The 21,232-nt window shown below is 67.8% G+C and carries 19 protein-coding genes; 11 read left to right on the top strand and 8 right to left on the bottom strand.

The features are described from left to right. Window positions 1–75 precede the first annotated feature (75 nt). Complete coding sequence (locus tag P2T62_RS23165) at window positions 76–495, bottom strand: CBS domain-containing protein (protein ID WP_276259395.1); 420 nt, start codon at window positions 493–495, stop codon at window positions 76–78. A 163-nt stretch (window positions 496–658) separates the two neighbouring features. On the opposite strand from P2T62_RS23165, the gene P2T62_RS23160 reads away from it, so the two are divergent. The 5 genes from P2T62_RS23160 (at window position 659) to P2T62_RS23140 (ending at window position 5,822) form a co-directional block, all read left to right on the top strand. After that, window positions 659–1,552: a universal stress protein gene (locus P2T62_RS23160; RefSeq protein WP_276259394.1), complete on the top strand. Its 894-nt coding sequence runs from the start codon at window positions 659–661 to the stop codon at window positions 1,550–1,552. Between the two features lie 511 nt (window positions 1,553–2,063). Then, window positions 2,064–3,227: an acyl-CoA dehydrogenase family protein gene (locus tag P2T62_RS23155; protein ID WP_276259393.1), complete on the top strand. Its 1,164-nt coding sequence runs from the start codon at window positions 2,064–2,066 to the stop codon at window positions 3,225–3,227. A gap of 2 nt (window positions 3,228–3,229) precedes the next feature. Then, window positions 3,230–4,393 (top strand): thiolase family protein, encoded by a 1,164-nt coding sequence (locus tag P2T62_RS23150; RefSeq protein WP_276259392.1) that lies wholly within the window; start codon window positions 3,230–3,232, stop codon window positions 4,391–4,393. A 710-nt stretch (window positions 4,394–5,103) separates the two neighbouring features. Further along, window positions 5,104–5,355 (top strand): hypothetical protein, encoded by a 252-nt coding sequence (locus tag P2T62_RS23145; RefSeq protein WP_276259391.1) that lies wholly within the window; start codon window positions 5,104–5,106, stop codon window positions 5,353–5,355. Further along, the gene (locus P2T62_RS23140; protein WP_276259390.1) at window positions 5,352–5,822 is read left to right on the top strand and encodes a PIN domain-containing protein; all 471 of its coding nucleotides are present in this window, start codon (window positions 5,352–5,354) and stop codon (window positions 5,820–5,822) included. Before P2T62_RS23145 ends, P2T62_RS23140 begins: the two co-directional genes overlap by 4 nt. 306 nt (window positions 5,823–6,128) lie before the next feature. Here P2T62_RS23140 and P2T62_RS23135 read toward each other — a convergent pair whose 3' ends face one another. Then, complete coding sequence (locus P2T62_RS23135) at window positions 6,129–6,428, bottom strand: DUF7344 domain-containing protein (RefSeq protein ID WP_420028470.1); 300 nt, start codon at window positions 6,426–6,428, stop codon at window positions 6,129–6,131. Between the two features lie 548 nt (window positions 6,429–6,976). Here P2T62_RS23135 and P2T62_RS23130 point away from each other — a divergent pair. Both P2T62_RS23130 and P2T62_RS23125 read left to right on the top strand, forming a co-directional pair. After that, window positions 6,977–7,741 carry a helix-turn-helix domain-containing protein gene (locus P2T62_RS23130; RefSeq protein WP_276259388.1) on the top strand — a complete coding sequence of 255 codons (765 nt, stop codon included), beginning with the start codon at window positions 6,977–6,979 and terminating at the stop codon, window positions 7,739–7,741. 73 nt (window positions 7,742–7,814) lie between these two features. Further along, window positions 7,815–8,087 carry a DdfA family disk-determining factor gene (locus tag P2T62_RS23125; protein ID WP_276259387.1) on the top strand — a complete coding sequence of 91 codons (273 nt, stop codon included), beginning with the start codon at window positions 7,815–7,817 and terminating at the stop codon, window positions 8,085–8,087. 3 nt (window positions 8,088–8,090) lie between these two features. On the opposite strand, the gene P2T62_RS23120 is transcribed toward P2T62_RS23125, so the two are convergent. The 6 genes from P2T62_RS23120 to P2T62_RS23095 all read right to left on the bottom strand — a co-directional run bounded on the left by P2T62_RS23120 (window position 8,091) and on the right by P2T62_RS23095 (window position 16,982). Further along, window positions 8,091–8,816 carry a helix-turn-helix domain-containing protein gene (locus P2T62_RS23120; RefSeq protein ID WP_276259386.1) on the bottom strand — a complete coding sequence of 242 codons (726 nt, stop codon included), beginning with the start codon at window positions 8,814–8,816 and terminating at the stop codon, window positions 8,091–8,093. 261 nt (window positions 8,817–9,077) lie between these two features. Further along, a complete protein-coding gene (locus P2T62_RS23115; protein ID WP_276259385.1) occupies window positions 9,078–9,752 on the bottom strand; it encodes a helix-turn-helix domain-containing protein in 675 nt (224 codons plus the stop codon). 345 nt (window positions 9,753–10,097) lie between these two features. Further along, the gene (locus P2T62_RS23110; RefSeq protein ID WP_276259384.1) at window positions 10,098–11,678 is read right to left on the bottom strand and encodes a long-chain-fatty-acid--CoA ligase; all 1,581 of its coding nucleotides are present in this window, start codon (window positions 11,676–11,678) and stop codon (window positions 10,098–10,100) included. A 42-nt stretch (window positions 11,679–11,720) separates the two neighbouring features. Further along, complete coding sequence (locus P2T62_RS23105; protein WP_276259383.1) at window positions 11,721–13,418, bottom strand: thiamine pyrophosphate-binding protein; 1,698 nt, start codon at window positions 13,416–13,418, stop codon at window positions 11,721–11,723. Window positions 13,419–13,514: 96 nt separating this feature from the next. Further along, window positions 13,515–15,860 (bottom strand): TRAP transporter permease, encoded by a 2,346-nt coding sequence (locus tag P2T62_RS23100; RefSeq protein ID WP_276259382.1) that lies wholly within the window; start codon window positions 15,858–15,860, stop codon window positions 13,515–13,517. A 21-nt stretch (window positions 15,861–15,881) separates the two neighbouring features. Then, entirely contained in the window at window positions 15,882–16,982 is a 1,101-nt protein-coding gene (locus P2T62_RS23095; RefSeq protein ID WP_276259381.1) for a TAXI family TRAP transporter solute-binding subunit, read from the bottom strand. 274 nt (window positions 16,983–17,256) lie between these two features. Between P2T62_RS23095 and P2T62_RS23090 the strand changes: the two genes are divergently transcribed. The 4 genes from P2T62_RS23090 (at window position 17,257) to P2T62_RS23075 (ending at window position 21,229) form a co-directional block, all read left to right on the top strand. After that, window positions 17,257–17,508, top strand: coding sequence for a hypothetical protein (locus tag P2T62_RS23090; RefSeq protein WP_276259380.1), 252 nt, complete (start codon window positions 17,257–17,259; stop codon window positions 17,506–17,508). A 203-nt stretch (window positions 17,509–17,711) separates the two neighbouring features. Next, window positions 17,712–19,691, top strand: a complete 1,980-nt coding sequence (locus P2T62_RS23085) for a type II secretion system F family protein (protein ID WP_276259379.1) — start codon at window positions 17,712–17,714, stop codon at window positions 19,689–19,691. Continuing rightward, entirely contained in the window at window positions 19,692–20,762 is a 1,071-nt protein-coding gene (locus tag P2T62_RS23080; protein ID WP_276259378.1) for a DUF7289 family protein, read from the top strand. After that, window positions 20,759–21,229: a DUF7266 family protein gene (locus tag P2T62_RS23075; RefSeq protein ID WP_276259377.1), complete on the top strand. Its 471-nt coding sequence runs from the start codon at window positions 20,759–20,761 to the stop codon at window positions 21,227–21,229. Before P2T62_RS23080 ends, P2T62_RS23075 begins: the two co-directional genes overlap by 4 nt. Window positions 21,230–21,232: the final 3 nt, after the last annotated feature.

Raw genomic sequence — 21,232 nt, 5'->3', positions numbered from 1 at the left:
GGGGGTAGGTCCGTTCCGCAGGTAGGCGTTCCCCTTCCGGGTGCCGGCGGGTGCATCCCCTCCCCCAGTGACCCGTCAGTACGGCGGTGATTCGCCCGCGATGACGCCGGCGAGGTTCCCGAGTTCGCCCACGAGGAGCCGGTTCAGATCGTCGAGCGTGACGATGCCGACCAGTCCGCCGTCGTCGACGACGGGCATCCGGCGGACCCCGGCCCCGACCATCTCGCGGGACACCTCCATGATGCCGGTCCCGACCTCGACCGTGGTCGGGTCGGCGGTCATCACGTCGCTCGCGGTGGTGGAGCCGGGGTCGGCTCCGTCGGCCACGACCCGTAGCGCGATATCGCGGTCGGTCACGATGCCCACCGGCTCGTCACCGTCGACCACCACGACGCTCCCGACGTTCTCGGTCCGCGCGAGCTCGGCCACCTCGGCGACCGTCGTCCCGGGCGTCGCGGTCACCACGTCCTCCCGCATCAGGTCTCTGACTGTCATCTCGTGTCACCCCGTCCGGGGGGTTCTCCACCGAGCGACTGAAACGTGTCTCTCGTTCCCACGGTGTGGGAACCCCGGCGATGGCCCCGTCTGCCTCGTCCGTTCTCAGTCCGATGGAACGCCCGATGCAGTTTACCTCCGGAGCGGCCTATCTACGGACGCCATGTACGACCGCATCCTCGTGGCGACCGACGGGAGCGACGCCGCCGAGACGGCCGTTGAGAGTGCCATCCGGCTCGCCGACCGGTTCGGATCGGACCTCTGTGCGCTCCACGTCACGCCACCGGACGACGGCGCACCGCCTCCCGGCTCGCCGGACGAGATCGACCTCGATGCCCTGCTCGACGACCTCACGGCCCGGGCCGACGAGCACGACGTTCCCATCTCGACCGCGGTCCTCTCGAACGAGTCCGGCGCCGCTCGCACCATCGCGGGCTACGCCGCGGATCAGGATGTCGACCTGCTCGTGATGGGGACGCAGGGCCGGACCGGCCTGGGTCGGTTCGTCCTGGGGAGCGTGGCCGAGCGAACGCTCCGGCTCGCGCCGGTGCCCGTCCTGATGGTCCGGACCTCGACGCCCGTCGGGGAACTGGACGATGTCCTCGTCGCCACGGACGGGAGCGAGGGGGCAGCGGCCGCGGTCACGCACGCCGTCGACCTGGCCGCGGCGGCCGAGGCGACGCTCCACGTGGTCCACGTCGTCGACGTCACCGTCGCGTGGCCGACCGGCAGCGGCGGCCCGATCCTCGACCGGATGGAGGCGGCCGGCCGGGAGGCGGTCGACCGGGCGGTCGACCGGGCCGAGCGAGCCGGCGTCCCGTCCGTCGAGGCCACCCTCCTCAGCGGGTCGCCGTACCGCGCCATCGTGGACTACGGCGCCGACGCCGGGGTGGACCTGACCGTGGTGGGGACCCACGGGCGGTCCGGGCTGGACCGGTTCCTGCTCGGCAGCGTGGCCGAGCGCGTCGTCCGGACCGCCGGGACGCCGGTACTCGGCGTGAAGGCGGCGGACGCCGAGCCGGCCCGGACGGACTGGACCGACGTGTACGAGGGATAGGCGACCCGGCCGCCGGTCACCCGGACCGCCCGCACAGCTGTTTCAGCGTATGTCTTCCCAATAATCTATTTACAAGTGATATGGGTTATAAAAAATGAAATTTTAGATTCAAAAACTGGATTTGGATAGTTATACGTCCTGGTCTACTGATCCGGGCGACCAGCGGGACCGACCCACCGCGCGGCCGTGCCCGCCGATACGGACGCCATCGGGGCCACTGCCGTCCGGGCCGCTCGATGCGGCCTCCGGCGCCGCTCGGACTTACATTGTATCGATTGGATCGATGAAATATGCATCTCGTAAACCACTTTCCGGAATCTCGTGGCCGAAGTGGGCCTCCGAGGGCGGGCGATACGGCTCGCCGCGCTCCGGATGCCGTCCCACGACTGTCCGGGAAGAACCGGAATCCGGGGTGAGGTCGGGCCTCTCGCCCGTTTCTCGGTCCGTCGGTCGCTGTCCCGACCGGTCATCGAACCGAACCTTTGATGTCATGTGAGTGGTCTTACATTGTATGATAGACTACGTCGACCTGTCGAGTGACCTGACCGAGGAGGAGCGGATGGTGCGGGATACGGCGCGTGAGTTCGTCGAGGACGAGGTCAAGCCGGTGGTGGCGGACCACTGGATCGAGGGGACGTTCCCGATGGACCTCATCGAGGAGATGGGTGAACTGGGCTTCTACGCGCCGAACCTCTCGGGCTACGGCCTGCCGGACCTCTCGGAGACCGCCTACGGCATCCTGATGCAGGAACTGGAGGCCGGGGACAGCGGCCTGCGCTCGATGGCCTCCGTCCAGGGCTCGCTCGTCATGTACCCGATTCACGCCTACGGCAGCGAGGCACAGAAGGACGAGTGGCTCGAGGAGATGGGGACGGGCGAGAAGATCGGCTGCTTCGGCCTCACCGAGCCCAACCACGGCTCGAACCCGTCGCGGATGGAGACCCACGCCGAGGCCGAGGACGACGGGTACATCCTCAACGGCACCAAGACCTGGATCACCAACTCGCCGCTGGCCGATGTCGCCGTCGTCTGGGCGAAGGACCGCTCCGCGCCCGATGACCCCGTGCGCGGGTTCCTCGTGGAGACGGACCGCGACGGCGTCGAGACCCCGAAGATCGACGAGAAACTCTCGCTCCGGGCCTCCATCACCGGGCAGATCGAGCTCTCGAACGTCTACGTCCCGGAGGCGAACGTGCTGCCCGGCGTCGAGGGGATGAAGGGCCCGCTGTCCTGCCTGACACAGGCCCGCTACGGTATCGCCTGGGGCGCCATCGGCGCGGCGATGGACTGTTTCGAGACGGCCCGCCAGTACGCCACCGACCGCGAGCAGTTCGGCAAACCCATCGGGAGCTTCCAGCTCCAGCAGGAGAAGCTCGCCGAGATGGCCACACAGATCACCACCGCACAGCTGCTCGCGCAGCGCCTGGCCGACCTCAAGGAGCGCGGCGACCTGCGGCCCGAACAGGTGTCGATGGCCAAGCGCAACAACGTCCGGATGGCGCGTGACCAGTCCCGCATCGCCCGGGAGATGCTGGGCGGCAACGGCATCACGGCCGACTACTCCCCGATGCGCCACATGGCCAACCTCGAGACCGTCTACACCTACGAGGGCACCCACGACATCCACTCGCTCATCCTCGGCCACGACCTCACCGGCATCCCCGCCTTCGAGTGACGATGGCGGCGAGCACCGACCACGACGACCCGTCCGACACGGACCCGGTCGTCGTCGCGGCCCGGCGGACGCCCCAGGGGAAACAGGGGGGCGTCTACGCCGATACCCGGAGCGAGGACCTCTCGGTCGCCGTCGTGAACGAACTGCTGGCCGAATCGGGCCTGTCCGGCGAGCACGTCGACGACCTCCAGTGGGGCTGTGCGAAGCAGGTCAAGGAGCAGGGGAACAACCTCGCCCGCGTCGTCACCCTCCTCTCGGACCTGGGCGAGTCGGTCCCGGGGACGACCATCGACCGGCTCTGTGGCTCCTCGGCGCAGGCCATCGCGGCCGGGGCGGACCACATCCGCGCCGGGCAGCGGGACGTCATCATCGCGGGCGGCGTCGAGAACATGTCCCGCGTCGAGCGCGACCACGGCATCGACTCCTATCCCGGCATCCGCGAGCGGTACGACACCGACGCGCTGGCCATGGGCCAGACCGCCGAGACCGTCGCCGAGCGGTTCGACGTCTCCCGCGAGGCCCAGGACGCATACGGCGCCCGCTCCCAGCAGCGCGCCGTCGCGGCGACCGAGGCCGGCCGCTTCGACGACGAGATCGTCCCCATCGAGACGGCCGACGGTGTCATCACCGAGGACGAGGGGCTCCGGCCCGGGACCACGGCCGAGAAACTCGCCGACCTGCCGACCGTCTTCCGCGAGGACGGCACCGTCACGCCGGGCAACGCCTCGCAGATATCGGACGGTGCGGCCGGCGTCCTGCTCGCATCGCGCGCGTTCGCCGAGGAGCACGACCTCCCGGTGCTGGCCGAGGTCGGCGCGCACGACGTGGCCGGCGTCGACCCCGAGATCATGGGCATCGGCCCGGTGCCGGCCGTCCGTGGGCTCATGGAGCGCGCCGGGACGGCCATCGACGACTACGACCTCGTCGAGCTGAACGAGGCGTTCGCGAGCCAGACGCTGTACTGCCAGCGCGAACTCGGCATCGAGGACGAGCGCTTCAACGTCAACGGCGGCGCCATCGCCATCGGCCACCCGCTCGGCGCGAGTGGCGCGCGGCTCCCGACGACGTTGATTCACGAGTTGCGTCGTCGTGGTGGCGGCCGCGGGCTCTCGACGATGTGCATCGGCTACGGGCAGGGAATCGCGCTGGAGTTCGCGGTTCCCTGACCGGCGGTGGTCGACCGCTTCGCCCGGATGATCGTCCGGACCGGTTGGTAGAGAGCTTCGCTATCGTCACCGGCCTACTGCCGACCTGTCAGGAGTGGTGTGCTGGATACAGAGGGTGTATGCAGGACCAGCGTCCGCGCGAGCGGAGCGAGCGCGGTTCCCGGACGGCGAGGCCGAAGGCCGAGCCGTCCGCCTTTTTCATCGACGTTTTTGCGCCGAGTGGTTCGCCGGAGGCGAACCCGAGGCGGAAAAAGGTCGCGCGTTGTATCCAGCACGAGCGATAGAGCCTTCTCAGACTCTGTCAGATCGGCGTGCAGCATACAGAGGATGTGTGCAGCAGTGGCCCGATCTTCGATCGAAGATCGAATATCTTGGTCCTGCAGAAAACTGGAGTCTATCGATTTCTACCAGCGGTTGGTATACTAATAGTTTCCAAACGTGGAACGCCTATACCTGAGAACTACTAGTAGAATTTCAGTGGGGCTGGCGATATTCGAAGCCAATCGAGTCATTCCATATGCTGCTTACTTGTCGCTGGAATTCTTAGAACAACTGGTTCAGAGTACCGCGATAATCACGACCACACCACGGCTATTCTGTTGTCCCCGACTACAAGGGAGTGATGAGCCCTATGTAGACAGAGGCCCCGGTCAGATTCCCATCGGGTGGGCAAACACGGATTTATGAACGTTGCCGAGCAATCACACTGTATGGCCGCAGAAATTTCCGACCGGGTTCGAGAAATCGCGGAGGCTCGCGGCCTTCCAGAGTCCGAAGTGTTCGAACGGGCCCTCGAACGCGGTCTCGAGGACCTGTGGGAAGACCTCGTACTCGCGCAGTACCTCGACGGCGAACTCGACCGCGAGGAGGCCATCGAGCGTGTCGGTCGACCGAAGGTCGAACGCGCCGAACGGGAGCGCGCGGTCGTCGAGGAGGACGTCGACTGGGGCCTGAACGCGTGACGCTTGCGGCTGTTTCGGACGCAGGACCGCTCATTCACCTCGCCGAGATCGATTCGCTCGAACTTCTCTCGGCGTTTGACACACTACTCGTACCAGAGACGGTGCACAAGGAAGTCGAAACCGGTGGTGTGCCGGATGGGTTGGCCGACCTCTCGTACGAACTCGTCGAAGCCGACGAAAGCCAAGTCGGAGCTGAAGAACTGGATGCGGGAGAACGCGCTGCGATTGCGGTCGCAGAGGAGCGGGGGGTCGTTCTCCTGACCGACGACCTCGCAGCCCGAGAGGCAGCGTCCGACGCGGATGTCGAAGTACACGGTTCTATCGGCGTCATCGCGCTCGGTTACGGCCGCGGATTGCTCGACAGAGATGAAGCGGCATCGCGTATGCGAGCACTCCAGCGTGAGACGAGTCTCTTCGTGACCGGGGCAGTCGTGGAGCGAGGCATCCGGATGTTGGACGAACAGTAACGGAACGATCGGACTCTATAGAGCCGCTAAATACATTCGCTATGGATAGATTGTGAGTCGTGAGTGCCGAGGTCTGCATCTCCTATGTACGGGGATGCATCCGTTATTGACCGAATGAACAGCGGAGCGTCCAGAGCGAGTCTGCTGAACGGAGAATATACCAATAAATCCGTTGTCGTCTTGCTGTCAAGGATCGGGTGCCGATGAGGTCGTCATCAAATGCGTCGTCCACAATCTGGAGCGAGTCCTCTTCATTTCACACGAGAGAGCGATGAGTGGTCAGTAGAAAGGAGTCCTCCATTGGGTTCAGAGCCAGTCGTCGGGCAGTTCGTCGCTGTGGTTCGCCATCAACTCCAGTAATGGTCGGATCTCCTCGAACTTCGGCCCCTTTCTGATACGATTCATCTCCTGATCCCACTCGATGAAGCCCGCGTCCGCCAGTTTAGGCAGGTGCGAGTGACGCATCTGCACCATCAGTTCTTCCAGATTCTCGTTCCCGCTGGTAACGTCGTCTGGAACCTGTGGGTCGTCGTCCTCCTGTGGGTTGTGCTCCAGCAGCGCGACGAGTAGCCGTCGACGGTATCTGTTCGACAGCGCATCGAGCATCGAATCCAGGCTGGAGTCTGCCACGTGGTCACCACTGGTCATGATCGGACAGTCTTCGTGTTGGTACCCGCTGGCGATCGGGCCACCGAAGCCTCGGCTCGTGCGAGGGTCGGGACGAATGCGGCCCTGTCGTCTGAGTATTCGGGTACGTGTCGCCGACGCTCCGCTCCTCCCAGCGCGAAACACCTGTCCCCATCTGGTCTGTTGGCGATGTTCCCATCCATCATCTTTCTCGCGAGTATCCACGCCGTCACACCGTTTCACCTCGTGGCAGTGATGTCGATGGTTTTTTTTTCAACTTCCCCTATCGGCGGTGTCGACGAGGTTCCCACGATTGCTTGCGAATGACACCACACCGACCGGCAGATGTATTCGTCTGTAGCGACAATAATAGGAGACGGAATAGCAGGTCCATCCCTGTGTTCAATCCCGACCATGAAGGGATTGCTTGAAAACGGTTGGTCGGTCCAACCGTTCCTCGTTTCTCTTCGCGTGGCCGCCGCGCGGGACACAATGAGTTCCCACGTGTTCCCGAGGGGCCACACGAGATGTCAATCAGCCACACAACGGTGACGCACGTACCCAGTTTCAACCGTGTCCGAGCGGGGGGGGGGAGAGGCATGAGTGTCCTCGCAACCGTTGAACTCCCGGCGAATGCGTTCGTCCTCGACTCGGCACTCAGCGAGAATCCGGGCATTCGCGTTCGCCTCGAACGGGTCATCCCCGTCGGGTCGACGTTCATCCCGTACTTCTGGGCATCGGACGACAGTATCGACGCCATCGAAGCCGCGCTCGAAGCAGACGACGACGTTGATTCCTTCGAGATTCTCGATTCGATCGACGGTGAGACGCTCGTTCGTGCCCAGTGGGCCGAGGACATCGATGGGGTTCTCGATGCACTGGCAACGGCCGATGGGACGATCCTCGAAGGGGTCGGCGAAGCCAACACCTGGACGTTCTCGCTTCGCTTTCCCGACCACGACGACCTCTCGACGTTCTATCGGGAGTGTATCGACCGCGACATCCGGATCGACGTCCAGTCCATCCACAACCCCGGTATTCCCGAGACGCTCGGCCTCGGGTTCGACATCACCGAGGCACAGCGAGAAGCACTCGTGACCGCGCTCGACGCGGGGTATTACGACGTGCCTCGGAACATCAACCTCACGGACCTCGCTGCTGAACTGGGGCTCTCGGACACGGCGACGAAACAACGGATCTCACGAGGCACCGCAGCACTCCTCAGAACGACGCTCGCCCAGGGCCAGGCGGAGACGACTGACGACACGGAACCAACTGTTGAAGATTCATAACGATGGATAAACCATCGACATCACTGCTATTTATATACGTTGGGGCCGGCCCCCTTGATAAGAGTTCACAGTCATGACTCAGACCGAGAGTTCGATCAGTGCTCGCGTCGTCGAGGCCGTCGCACGAGCCAGCGGAGCTGATTCACAGGCTCTGCCGCCGCTTCACGAAGCGATCGAACCTGACGCACTAGAGGCACTATACGCACACGCCAGCGCTGATTCGGCGGAGCGAACCGCCCCGACGGTCCTCTTCTCGTATGCAGGGTACGAGGTCAGTGTCCGGTCGGCCACCGATATCGAGGTCCGAGAGCCGACCGTCGAATCCGCTGGCTCGACCGAGACGTGAGTTTCAGCAGTCACCGTCAGTTTCGGCATCCGTGCGAGCTGTGGTGCCGCTCGCCTCGCCCTCGTCGTCGGGGTCGGTCTCACTCGGCTCTCCCTGTTGCAGCGTCGCCCGCAAATAATTCGCCGTCGCTCGCCGGAGCGCCTCTGAGACCGCCTGCTCTGAGCGGTCGAGTTGCGCTGCGAGTTCGGCGATCGTAATCGCCCGTGGCACGTCGTAGTACCCGGCCTCGAAGGCTGCCTCGAGCGTCTCCCGTTGTACGGGGGAGAGCACGTCCGTGCCCCCACGCTCGTCGACTCGTGCACCGTTGATCGCACGGAGTTCGACTCCGTGTTCACCCTGTTCACTGGCCTCGTAGAAGGTTCTGAGTGTCGCTTCGTCGGGAAACCGGAGTGTGGCCTCCCACCCATCCGCCGTTCCCCGTGCTTCCACAAGGACCACGTCACTCTCGTCGAGCAGGTCGAGAAACGGATTCTCCAGTACGTTCCAGTGGAGGCGAACGAACACCCGGTCGTCGAACTCGTCGAGTACGGTGATCGACTCGACAGCAGACTCGCCTCGCAGGTCCTCGAGGAACTGGTGGTGGTTCTCGCCGACGAGCCAGAGAAAGTGTGTTGTGCTTGCCGTCGGCACGACCCGTTCGAGTTCGAGTGTCACGTCAGTCTGGATTGGGACGATGCCACCAGGTGGGATTGCAGTTACAGAGAGGCCCACGTCGACGAAGAGACTCATCTCCTCGCCTGGCCTCTCATGGAGTTGGGTTCGACAGCGCTCGCCCTGCGAGCACTGTGGTTACTCATGCGACCACAACCACTGTTCGACCTCACCAGACTATTTTCACGCATCGTGCATGCGGCCTATGCAGTGATAGAGAAGTCTATTATAATAAACTCCGTATCGAGCGTGCCAGTAGCGTCGTCCATTCCTGTCACTCGACGGGGTTGTCACTGGACACCGAGACTCCACAACGGCTGTGACTGGCGGACCGATTAGCTACTCGTCGTCACTGTCCGTCTCTCGCTTCTCACGGGCCGCGAGCGTGCCAGACAGCAGCGTCTTCATTCCGCGCCTGATGCGCTGTGACGCTGCCGTATCCGAGATGTCCAGATCGTCGGCCAGGTCGGTAAGGTTGATCTCCCGGGGAACGTCGAAGTAACCATTCTCCAGGGCGGCGAGAAGTACCTCTTTTTGGGGCTCGGTGACGCCGAAACTGCTGATATCGGCAGAGCTGAACGGGCTGTTCACTTCTTCTAAGTCTGGTGTGAACCCCTTCTCGATGCAGGCCTGATAGAACTCGGAGAGTGACTCACGCTCGGAGAACCGCATCCGGAAGACCCAGTCGTCACCCAGTCCCTCGGCCTCTAACAGGGCGGCGTCAGTGTCACGGATAAGGCCGAATAATCCATCGACATCGTTGGCCCACACGACGCGAAACAGGGTCTCTGACTGTGAGCCATCTACGATCGTAACCTCGTCGACGAACTCGGATTCTTCGAGTGCCGCCTGGACGGCATCGGCGTGTTCGTTGCCCACCCAGAAGTAGGGCACGACCGAGTCCCCAGTCGGGATTACTGATTCGAGTCGTATTTCGGGCCCGCTCCCGACTTCGAGTAGCTCACCGAGGACGAACTGGGTTGCGGGAATGGTGAATTGAGCAACAACGCTCATGCCACCAACTGACCTCGTCGGGCTGGTCCAGCAACACAGTCCATTGTCCGTACCCACAAACAGTCCATTGGCGTGTCGTACGACAGGCGGTTACTAATACCTGAAACAGTGATGTCGATGGTATTTATACAAATCACCTCTCTACGCTGACTCACACCTCGATGTCGGACCTGCTGTATTCGCGCGCTGTATCCAGCATCACTCCTCGAAGATCGACGTTACCTGTCAGAAGCGACGCAGTGCGCTCGCCCGTCGCCCCCACCGTCTGCATCCGATGCCGACTCCGAACACCCATCGGAGTACCGAGTAGCGATCGAAGCGAACGACCGCTCTGTGAGCCGCCGCTCAGTCGTCGGCTCGCAGTTCGTACTTCTGGACCTTCCCCGTCTCCGTCCGTGGAAGCTCCTCGCGGAACTCGACGAGCCGGGGGTGCTTGTACTCGGCGAGCGTGTCGAGGCAGTACTGCTTGATCTCCGCCTCGGTCACGTCCTCGGCGGGCTCGTAGCCCGCGGCGGGGACGATGAGCGCCTTGATGGTCTGGCCGCGGCGCTCGTCCTCGACGCCGACGACGGCGGCGTCGGCGACGGCGTCGTGCTCGTAGAGCAGCTCCTCGACCTCGCGGGGGTAGACGTTGTAGCCCGCGGTGACGATCATGTGCTTCTTCCGGTCGACGACGTAGAAGAAGTCGTCCTCGTCCCAGTAGCCGAGGTCGCCGGTGTGGAACCAGCGCCGGCCGTCGGCCTCGGTGAACGCGTCCTCGTTCGCCTCGGGGAGCCCGTAGTAGCCCTGCATCACGTTCGGGCCGGCGACGACGAGTTCACCGACGACCTCGTCGAGGTCGGCCGCGTCCTCGTCGACCGGGCCGCGCTCGACCCGGGGCATCTCTTCGAACTCCTGGTCGACGATCATGGCGTCGACGGCGTCGATGGGCTGGCCGATGCTCCCCTTCCGGCGGGCGCCGGGCCGGTTCGCGTGCGTGACCGGCGAGGTCTCGGTGAGGCCGTAGCCCTCGTAGAGGTCGACGCCGAACAGCTCCTCGAACGTCTCCAGCACCTCCATCGGGAGGCTGGAGCCGCCGGAGTTGGCGAACCGGAGCGAGGAGAGGTCCCGGTCGGCCGCGTCGGGCTGGTTGATCATGTCGTTGAACATCGCCGGGACGCCGAACATGACCGTGATGCCGCGCTCCTCGATGAGGTCGAACACGGCCTGCGGGTCCCACTCGGTGACGGGGACGTAGGTCGCGCCCTGGAACATGGCGGCGTTCATCACGCCGGACATGCCGTAGATGTGGAACAGCGGCAGCGTCCCGACGAGTTCGTCGTCGGGGCCGAGGTCGGGGTCCATCACCGTCGCGTTCGCCATCGAGTTCGACGCGAGGTTGTGGTGGCTCAGCAGCACGCCCTTCGGCGTCCCCGTCGTGCCGGAGGTGTACGGCTGGACCGCGATGTCGTCGTCGCCGCGCTTGACGACGGGCAACGTGTCGTCGGCCAGGAACGACTCGAAGCCGACGGCGCCGGCCGTCGCCCCGTCCGCTCCGTCCCCGACGCTGACGACGGTCTCGACGTCGGTGTCGGCCTGCACCTCGGCGACGGCGTCGGCGTTCTCGGCCAGCGTGACGACGGCCTTCGCGCCGCTGTCGGCCAGCAGGTGGCTGATCTCGCGGGCCTTGTACTGCGGGTTCATCGGGACGACGATGGCGCCGGCCCGGAGCGTCCCGTAGAACGCGGTCACGAACTGCGGGAGGTTCGGGAGGTAGATGCCGACGCGGTCGTCGGCGCCGACGCCGCGCTCGTCGAGGGCGGCGGCGAACCGGCCGGTCCGCTCCCAGAACTCGGCGTAGGACTGTTCGGTCCCGTGGTACGCGATGGCGGTCGCGTCGGGGGTCGATTCGACGGTGGCTGCGACTTCGGTAACGAGGTTCGTCATTGGTGTGGGTTGTGTGTCGGTTTCGATGGCGGTGCTTCGGCGTCAGTCGTGGACGAGCACGTCGATCACGCTCGGGCCGTCGGTGTCGAGGGCCCGTTCCAGCGCGGGGGCGATCTCGTCGGGCGTCTCGGCCCGCTCGGCCGCGGCGCCGTGGGCCTCGGCACTCGCCACGAGGTCGACCGGGGGCTCGAAGTCCATCCCGACGTAGTCGTGGTCGGCGTCCGTGCCGCCGAACATCGCCTGCGTGTTGTCCTTCAGGATGCGGTAGTTCCGGTTGTCCGCGACCACGACCGTCAGGTCGAGGTCGTATCGCGCGGCCGAGTACACCGCCTGCGGGTAGTAGAGGTACGACCCGTCGCCGATGAACCCGAGCACGTCGCGGGGTTCCTCGCGCAACGACTCGGCCAGCGCCGCCCCGACCGAGGCCGGGAGCCCGTAGCCGAGGCCGCCGCCCTTGTTCGAGAGCAGGCCCTCGGGGGCCAGCGACGACCGGATGAGCAGCGGGTACTTCGAGGTGATGCCCTCGTCGACGATGAACGCGTCCGGCGCGACCGCGCCGATGGCGTCGACCAGGTCGGCCTTCGACGCCCGGGTGTCTCCGGGCGGCGTCTCGTCCTCGCTCGTGGCCCACAGGCGGGCGCCGAACGCGTCGTCGAACGCCCGGACGGCCGCGAGTCGCTCCTCCCGGGTCGCCTCGTCGAGCCGGTCGTCGAGCCGGTCGGCCAGCGCCCCCAGCACGAGGCCGGGGTCGCCGAGGACGGCCGCGTCGGCGGGCTGGTTCTTGCCGAGCTCCCAGGCGTCGTTCGAGATGTGGATGCAGGTCGTCTCCGGGTCGATGAGGTCGCCCTCGTGGCGCGAAACCGTCGTGTGGGTCGAGCAGCCGGCGAGGACGACCGTGTCGGTGTCCATCGCCTCCCGGACGAGGCGCTCGCTCGGCGGGAGGTGTGACACCCACTGCGGGTGGTCGGTCGGGACGTTCACCTCACAGCCCAGGATCTCGGCGTGGACCCGTGCGCCGGCGGCCTCCGCGAAGGCGACCGCCTGCTCGACGGCGTCCGTTCCCGAGCGGGCGATCTCGTCGCCCACCACGAGGACCGGCTCGTCGGCGTCGACCAGGAGGTCGGCCGCCCGGGCGAGCTGGGCGGGGTCGCCGCCCCCGCCGTTCGGGACGGGCCCGAGCGGCTCGATGGCGTCCGGGCTGGTCGCCTCGCGCATCACGTCGACCGGGAGCCCGAGGAAGACGGGGCCGGTCGGCGGCGTCAGCGCGACACGGAACGCCCGCCGGAGCATCGTCGGGAGCGCGTCGACCGACAGCACCTCGTCGGACCACTTCGTGAACTGGTCGACCAGTTCGAGGAGGTCGCCGTGCAGCAGCGGCTCCTCGTGGCGGAAGTCCCGCTCGTGGTTGCCGGCCGTGATGACCAGCGGCGCGCCCGCGAACTCGGCGCCGTACGTGTTGCCGAGGCCGTGCGCGAGTCCCGGCGTGATGTGGAGGTTGACGACGCCGACCGGCAGTACCGACGGGTCGTGATGGCTGTGGTAGCGTCGCGTGCTCGCGTAGCCCGCGGCCATCCCGACCGCGATGTCCTCGTGCAGGCCGAGGACGTACGCCAGGTCGCTCCGGGAGAGCGCGTCCATCACCGGAAGTTCGGTCGTCCCGGGGTTGCCGAACAGGTGCTCGACGCCGTACCGCTCGCAGGCGTCGACGAACAGGTCGGCGCCGGTGTAGTCGGCTACCACGGCGAGCCCTCCGTTGCAGGTACCTTGCGAGCAAGCGGGTACGCGTCCAGACGGTGCGGTGACGGTGAACGGGTCATGAAGTGTGAGAGGGGAGCGTCAGTCCCGGACCGGCGTGACGGCCGTCGGGAGGCGGTCCAGCTGGGCCAGCCCCAGGCCGGCGAGCGCGAGGGCCGCGGTCCCGACCTGGAGCGCCATGGCGGTGCTCCCGCCGATGGTCCCGCCGAGTGCCGGGCCGAACAGCGCGCCCAGCGAGAGCAGGAGGTAGACCGCGCGGTGCGGGATTCCCAGCACGTGGCGGCCGTCGTAGCCGATGGTGACGGCCGTCAGCGCGACGACGCCGACGAGGACGCAGGCCGCCGCGACCGGCGTCCCGGTCAGCGTCCACGTCACCAGGCTGTTGTTGGTGACCAGCGCGAACGGGATGAGGAAGCCGGCGGCGCCGATACGGAGCGCCTGCTTCGCGGAGATGAGGAAGCCGGCGTCGGCGATGCGCGAGGCCACGGCCACGCCGACCGCGACGGGCGGCGTGATGGCCGACAGCATCGCGAAGTAGAACACGAACAGGTGGGCCGTGATCTGCGGGACGCCCAGCTCCATCAGCGGGCTCGTCAGCAGCGCCGCCACCAGGACGTACGCGGCGGGCGTCGGCATGCCCAGCCCGAACAGGATGCTGGTGATCATCGCCAGCAGCAGGGCGACGAGCAGTACGCCGCCCGCCAGCGCGACCATCCGGAGGCTGATCTTCCCGGAGAGCCCCGTCTGGGTCAGCATCTTGATGATGACGCCCATCGCGGCCAGCACGCCGACCAGGGGCGCCATGTCGAGCGCCCCCTTCTGGAAGCCGCGCAGCGTCTTCACCGTCGTCCCGACGACGGTCGCGCCCACCTGGCTCGCACCGTCGCGCTCGGCGATCCACTCCCGGTCGACCGATTCCCCGACCGACGTCCACGACAGCACCAGCAGCCCCAGGTCCCGGACGTACATGACGGCGATGAGCGTCAGCACCGTGTACAGCCCGGTCGGGAGCGCCGACAGCTGCATGACCGCGAGCGCGTAGACGAGGACGGCCATCGGGATGAGGAAGTAGGTCCCGTGGAAGAACCACTCGATGGCCCGCCCGAGTTCGAGCGTGCCCTCCCGGGCGGAGGTGGCGACCGCGCCCTGGACGTACCGGACGACCAGCAGCGCGACGAGCGCCACCCCGCCGGAGACGAGCAGCGAGAGGCCGATGCCCTGCCGTGCGGCCAGGAAGCTCCCGATGGCCAGCGCGATGTACGCGACCTTCACGAGCGCGTCCCGGCCGAACAGGACGCCGGCCATCCCGGCCGTGTCCTCGCCGCGGTCGCTCGTCCAGCCGTGCTTGAGGACGACGAACTGGACGGCGACGCCGACGCTGAAGTAGAACAGCAGCGCCGGCAGGAACCCGGCCTGGATGATGCGGACGTACGGCACCCCGATGAAGTCGGCCATCAGGAAGGCGGCCACGCCCATGACCGGCGGCATGATCTGGCCGCCGCTGGAGGCGACGCTCTCGATGGCGGCGGTGAAGTCCTCGCGGACGCCCTGGCGCTGCATCATCGGGATGGTGAAGCTGCCAGTCGTCGCGGCGTTGGCGGCCGCGCTCCCCGTGATCGAGCCCATCGCCATCGAGGAGATGACGGCGACGTGGACGATGCCGCTGCGGAGGCGCTTGCCCATCCGCTCGCTCAGATCCAGCACGATGTCGAGGATGCCGTAGGCCCGCGCGAGCCCGGCGAACATGATGAAGATGGCGACGTACTTCGCGCCGGCCTGCGTGATGAAGCCGTACGCCCCCGAGCGCTCGATCTGGGTCGCGCCGTACAGCGCCACGTCGCTGGTGGCGAGGCCGGTGTGCTGCAGGAAGCCCGGGAAGACGGAGCCGTACAGCGCGTAGCCGATGGCGCTCAGCGCGACGAGCGCGATGGACCAGCCGTAGGCCCGCCGGGTCGCGTCGATGGCGAGGCCGACGACGACCAGCCCCATGTACAGGTCGAAGTTCGCGTAGCCCAGCAGGATGGCGTCGCCGGTCAGGCGGTCGTACTGCGTGACGAAGAAGTAGCCCGAGTACGCCGAGACGACGGCCAGCACCAGACAGACGACCGTGTCGACGGTGCCGTACAGGCGCTGGACGCGTTCACCCAGGCGCCCGACGACCGGTCCCTCCACGATGGACCCACCGTCGGCGACCCGCCGGTAGGCGAGATCCAGGTAGTACAGCGCGAGGCCGATGTGCATGAACACGATGCCGTGGATGATCTGCGTGAACGGCCGGTCCCACGCGAAGTAGATGGTGTAGGCGGTCAGCGCGACGGCGAGGAGCGATACGACCGGCAGCAGCAGCCGCTCCCGGGGCGAGCGGTCCCTGAACGCCGCGAGGAGCGCGGCCGGCGATGTCGACTGGGTGTCGGTGGTCTCGGGCATGGGAGGATGCGGGGGGCCGCGTTACTCCTCTCCGCGGACGAACTCGTCGGACCAGAGGCCCTGCTCCTCGTAGAAGTCGGCGGCCGCGGGGTGGAAGGGGAAGTCGGCGTACGAGTTCTTCACCCAGGCGTCACCCTCCGCCAGCGGCGCGAGCAGCCCCGTCTCCTCCTGCAGCCCCTCGCGCTGCTCCCACAGCGTCGACAGGAAGTTGTAGAGGGTGTCGTAGTCGTGGTCCTCGCGGACGATGAAGTTGTACGCCAGCGTCGGCGTGCTGAGGGTGTCCGGCGTGTAGCCGTAGTCCTCGAAGTCGCTCATGTCGATGTCGGAGACGACGATGGCCGGATCGTCCTCCAGCTCGCTGACGACCTCGTCGGGGAAGTCAAGCACCCGCAGGTCGACCGTGCTCTTCATCTGCTGGAGCCAGCCCGGCTCGATGGCGAGGTTGACGTAGGTCGCCGCGCCCGCGTCGAGGCGCCCCTCGCTCATCGCGCTGGCCTGGTCGCTGTAGCCGATACTGACGCGCTCGTAGTCGTCGACGGCGAACCCGAGCGCGTACTCGAGCATCTCCGCCGTCCCCGACCCGCGCGGCGTCGGCGAGATGGCGCTGCCGGCGCCGATGTCGCTCACGCTCGTCCAGCCGTCGTTGGCCGACGCCATGAACCACGCCAGGTCGTACAGGTGGAACACCTGCATGGGCTGGTAGTCGAGGTCGCCGAACGGCTCCTCGCCGTTGCGGATCTTCGCGGCCGTCCAGTTCTGGACGTACGCGATCTCGGTCTTGCCCTGGGTGACCTCCGCGACGTTCCGGTTCGTCCCCTGGCTCGGCCGGGCGTTGACCGTCACCTCGTCGGAGTTCTGGCTCACCGCCGAGGCGATGACCTGGCTCATCGAGTAGGCCGCCGTCGTCTCGGAGGCCGTCTTCATGACCATCTCGCCGTCGGCGCCCGGCGCGCTGCCGCCGTCGCCGCCGTCACCGCCGTCGCCGCCGCCGCCATCGCCGCCGTCGCCACCGGTGTCACCGAAACACCCGGCGATGGATGTGAGGCCGGCCGCGCCGGCCGCACCGGCGGTGCGTCGCAGGAACGAGCGTCTGTCCACGTCGTATGATAGTTTCTCTCTCATGATGGCGGGATAACACTGGTGCCGTATATAGCCTTCTATCTTAAGCCTGTTAACGAGATGGGTGGATAGTTTGACAGAGTATGTGTAGGGGGTATTATATCTGAACGACCTCTGTGTGGGTTGTTCTCGTATATCCCCCGATATCCTGGTCCACCGCGTTCCGTCGGTTCCCCTGGTGGTTCCTGATGCGGTTGCTGAAATCTAGTTCAGTAATCGCGGTTACAGAAGTTTCATTCAGATTACACTCAAGGGGATGGCGGCCATCCCTGTAGATATGAACCGAACCCACTCCCCCGACGCCACGGGGGTCAGTTCCCGTCGGATCGCTGTCGTGCTGGCGGCCAGTGCGGTCACACTGGTCGTGACCCTGCTGGCGCTCTCGTACCCCGGGACCGTCGCGGCCGTCGCGGTGGGGGCCGTCGGTGCGCGGGTCATCCCCCGCGTCGCTGCCGGCGTCCGGACCCGGCTGGCCCACCGCCGCGCCGCCACCCGGGAGGATGACCGTTCCGAGGCCGTCGGCTCCTGAATCCCTCCGTAGGCCGTCGCTGGCGCGCTTCTCACGTGGAGCTGCGAGGGGGAGCCAGCGTGGAACCTTTCTCGCTGCTCCGGATACGAATTACTGACTGCATCACGAAATTTTAAGACAGATACCTCGGGAAAACTCCCCCATGTCGTCGCAGGGAGCGACACCCACGGACGCTGCCGGGGAGAGGGATGCGGGGGTGACCGATGGCGACCCGGACTGACGACGAGCCCCGGGGCCGCCGGGCGGACGGGCCGGGTCCGTTCGCGGTCGTCCAGACGCTCGACCGCGCGGTGTACGCGGTGTTCGCCGGTCGTGCGGACCGGTCGCGTCACGACCGCGACCGGAAGCGCTACCGTGCGGCCGACCTCCGGGTCGGGTTCGACCGGTACCTCGCCCGGGCGTACGCGCTGTCGTGGCTCGTCGGGCTGTGGGTCGCCGGGCTGGTGGCGGTGGGCGGGCTCGCGGTGCCCGCAGACCTGCTCGCCACGCTCGCGTCGGTCGCACACGAGGGGCTCCCGCTGATCGAGCGGCTCTCCGTCCCGGACCTGCCGCGGCCGGCCGTCGCGCTCGCGCTTGGTCTGCTCGCCGGGGTGCTCGCGAAGCGCGGGACCGTCCGGTTCGCCGGCACGTACCTCCGGTGGGTCGCGAGCGCGCGGCAGGCCGCCATCGAGCGCACCCTGCCCGGGGCGGTCCGGTACCTCCGCGCGCTCGCGACGGGCAGCGACGACGGCCGGACGCTGCTCCGGCAGGTCGCCGAGGCCGACGCCTACGGGGAGACGAGTGCGGCGTTCCGGCGCGTGCTCAACCGCGCGGCCCTCACGGGGAGTCTCGACGAGGGGCTCCGCCGGGTCGCCCGGGACACGCCCTCGCGCGAGACGCTGGCGCCGTTCCTGCTCAAGTTCCGCGAACACGCCGACCAGGGCGCCGACGCCCTCTCGCAGTACCTCGAGATGGAGTCGCGGATGCTGAGCCACCAGCAGGCCCGCGCCCGCCAGCGCGCCGAGGACTTCCTCGAACTCGTCGCCGAGCTGTTCGTCGTCCTGCTGGTCCTGCCGGCGCTGCTCGTGGTCGTCGTCACCGTGCTGGCGGTGCTGGCGCCCGGCCTCTCCGTGCCGATGCAGACCCCGCTCGGCACGACCACGCCCCGGGCGCTGCTGGCCTACGGGAGCGCCGGGTTCGTCCTCCTCGTCGGCGCGGGGGCGACGGCGCTCGTCGCGTCGCTCCAGCCCCCCAGCGCGTCGCCGCCGAGCCACGAGCGTCCGGGTGGGCTGGGGACGCTCCTGACGGCGCTGCGTACGCCGGCGAGCGCGGCGGTCGTGTTCCTCGTGCCCGCCGTCGGCGTCCTGGGGGCGGCGCTCTCGCTGGGCTACCCGCTCCCGCGGGCGTGTCTCCTCGCGTACGTCGCGTACGGGCTCCCCGTGGGACTGGTCGCGGTCAGGCGGGCACGGCTCGACGACGCGAAGGACCGCGAGATCCAGGACTTCGTCCACGCGGTCGCCGGACGGGTCACGCTGGGCCGGCCGTTCGCCGACGCGGTGGCGGCGGTCGCCCGCGAGACCGACCTGGGCGCGCTGAGCGACGACGTCGACGACCTCGCCTATCGACTCGACCTGGCCGAGGCGCCCGTCGCGCCCGGCGACGGATCCGATGACGCGGCGGCGGGCGGGACGGCGGCCGACAGCCGGACCGCCGCGCTCGACGCCTTCGTCGACAGCGTGGGGACGCCGCTCGCGGCCCAGACCATCGGCCTCGTGACGGGCGCGCTGGAACTCGGTGGCGACCCGGAAGCGGCGTTCGAGACGCTACAGACGGAGGTCGGTCGGCTCCGGCACGAACGGAAGTCACTTCGGAGCAGCATGATGGTGTACGTGGCGGTCGGCTGGACGACCGCGTTGCTCGTCGTCGGCATCATCCTCGCGGTCCACGGCCACGTCCTCGACGGGTTCGCCCAGCTCTCGGCGGTCCAGGACGCCGGCGGGAGCGCCGCGGCCACGGCGCTGGACCCGGACGCGGTCGACCGGGCCCGGTCGGGTCGCCGGTTCTACTGGGTCGCACAGGCGACGATGCTGGCCTGTGGCTGGTTCGCCGGCACCGCCGCCCGCGGCCGGTACGAGGCGCTGCTCCACTCGGCGGCGCTCGCGCTCGTCTGTCACGTCGCCTTCGCGGCGGCGGGGGTGGTCTGAGTGCGGACCCTCGATGCCGAGGCGGAGCGCGCCGTCACGCAGGTCGTCGGGGTCGCCGTCCTGCTGGGGCTGACGGTCGTCTCGCTCGGCGTCCTCACGGCCGGCATCGGTACCGTCGTCGAGGAGAACGCCGCCAGTGCCGACGCCGCCCGCGTCGCCGACGGGCTGTCGACCGGCCTGGAACCCGTCGAGCGGACCGGCCGCTCGCGCGAGTCCCTGGCGTTCACCGACGGCCGCGTCACGACGGTCGAGCGCGACCTCCGGGTCATCGACGGGACCCGGACCGTCAAGCGACTCGAGGCGGACGCGCTCGTCTGGACGGGCGGCGGCGGCCGCGTCGCCTACGTCGCTGGCGCCGTCGTCCGCGGCGAACCGGGCCGTGCGGACCTCCGCGCGCCGCCGCCGATCACCGCCTCGCGTGATGCGGCCGACGGCGGCGTCCTCGTGGTCGGAGCCCCGCGACTCGGGAGCGACGCCGGCCGGACCGTCACCGCCGGTGGCGGGACGACGGTCCCGCTCCGGACGAACGTCAGCCACGAGCGGACCGACCTGGGCGTCTCGCGGTTCCGGGTCGCCATCGAGACGACGACCCCGGGCGCGCTGGCGCCGTACTTCCGCGAGCAGGGGGCCACGGTCAGCCGGCGCGACATCGACGGGGACGGCGTCCCGAGTGTCGTCGCGACCTACCCGGGCCAGCGCCGCGCGTACCTCGTGGTCCACGACCTGAACCTCTCGGTGGGGACCGACCCGGCGACCACGCCGTCGCCGTCGGCGAGCCCAACACCGTCGCCGACGCCGACCCCCGGGGACGATTCGTCGGACGACGGGTCCGATGCCGACGACGGCCTGGACCTCCCCGACATCCTCCCGGATGGACCGTTCGGCGGCCACGACGGTGATTCGGACGACGAGTCGGAGGATGCTGACCGGGGCACCGACGACGCCGACGACAAGGGTGGGCAGGACGGCGCCGGTGGTGACTGGCTCGACAGCTTCTTCGACCACTCGCAGCTGACGATGCGACGGGCGTCCCCGGGTTCGACCACCTTCGAGGGGGGTGATGGGCCGTGAGCCGCACTCCCGGCCGCCCGGACCGCGCGGTCGCGCCGGTCGTCGGGAAGGCCCTGGAGGCGGGGCTCGTGGTCCTGTTCCTGGTGCTCGTCACGACGGCACTTTCGACGTCGGTCGTGCCGGGCTACGAGCGGGTCGCCGGCCAGCGGGTCGCCGACCGGACGCTCGCGGGCGCCGCCGAGCGGGTCCAGCAGGCGATCCCGCCGCGGGCGCGGCACGCGACGGCCCGGAGCCGGGTCGACCTCCCGCGGACCATCGCCGGCCGGGGGTACCGGGTCCGAGCCGACGGCCGGGCGCTCGTCCTCGACCACCCCGACGACGCGCTCGCCGCGCGGAGCCGGCTCGCACTCCCGGCCCGTGTCACCCGTGTCGAGGGGTCGTGGTCGAGCCGCGACCCGGCGGTGGTCCGGGTCGAGCAGGGCGACGGCGGGCTCGTCGTCAGCCTCGTCCGGGGTGACGGCGCGTGACCC

Source organism: Haloglomus litoreum, assembly GCF_029338515.1.
Classification (GTDB): Archaea; Halobacteriota; Halobacteria; order Halobacteriales; family Haloarculaceae; genus Haloglomus; species Haloglomus litoreum.
Note: the sequence above shows the minus strand (reverse complement) of the source record. Positions and strands in the feature narration are given on the sequence as shown.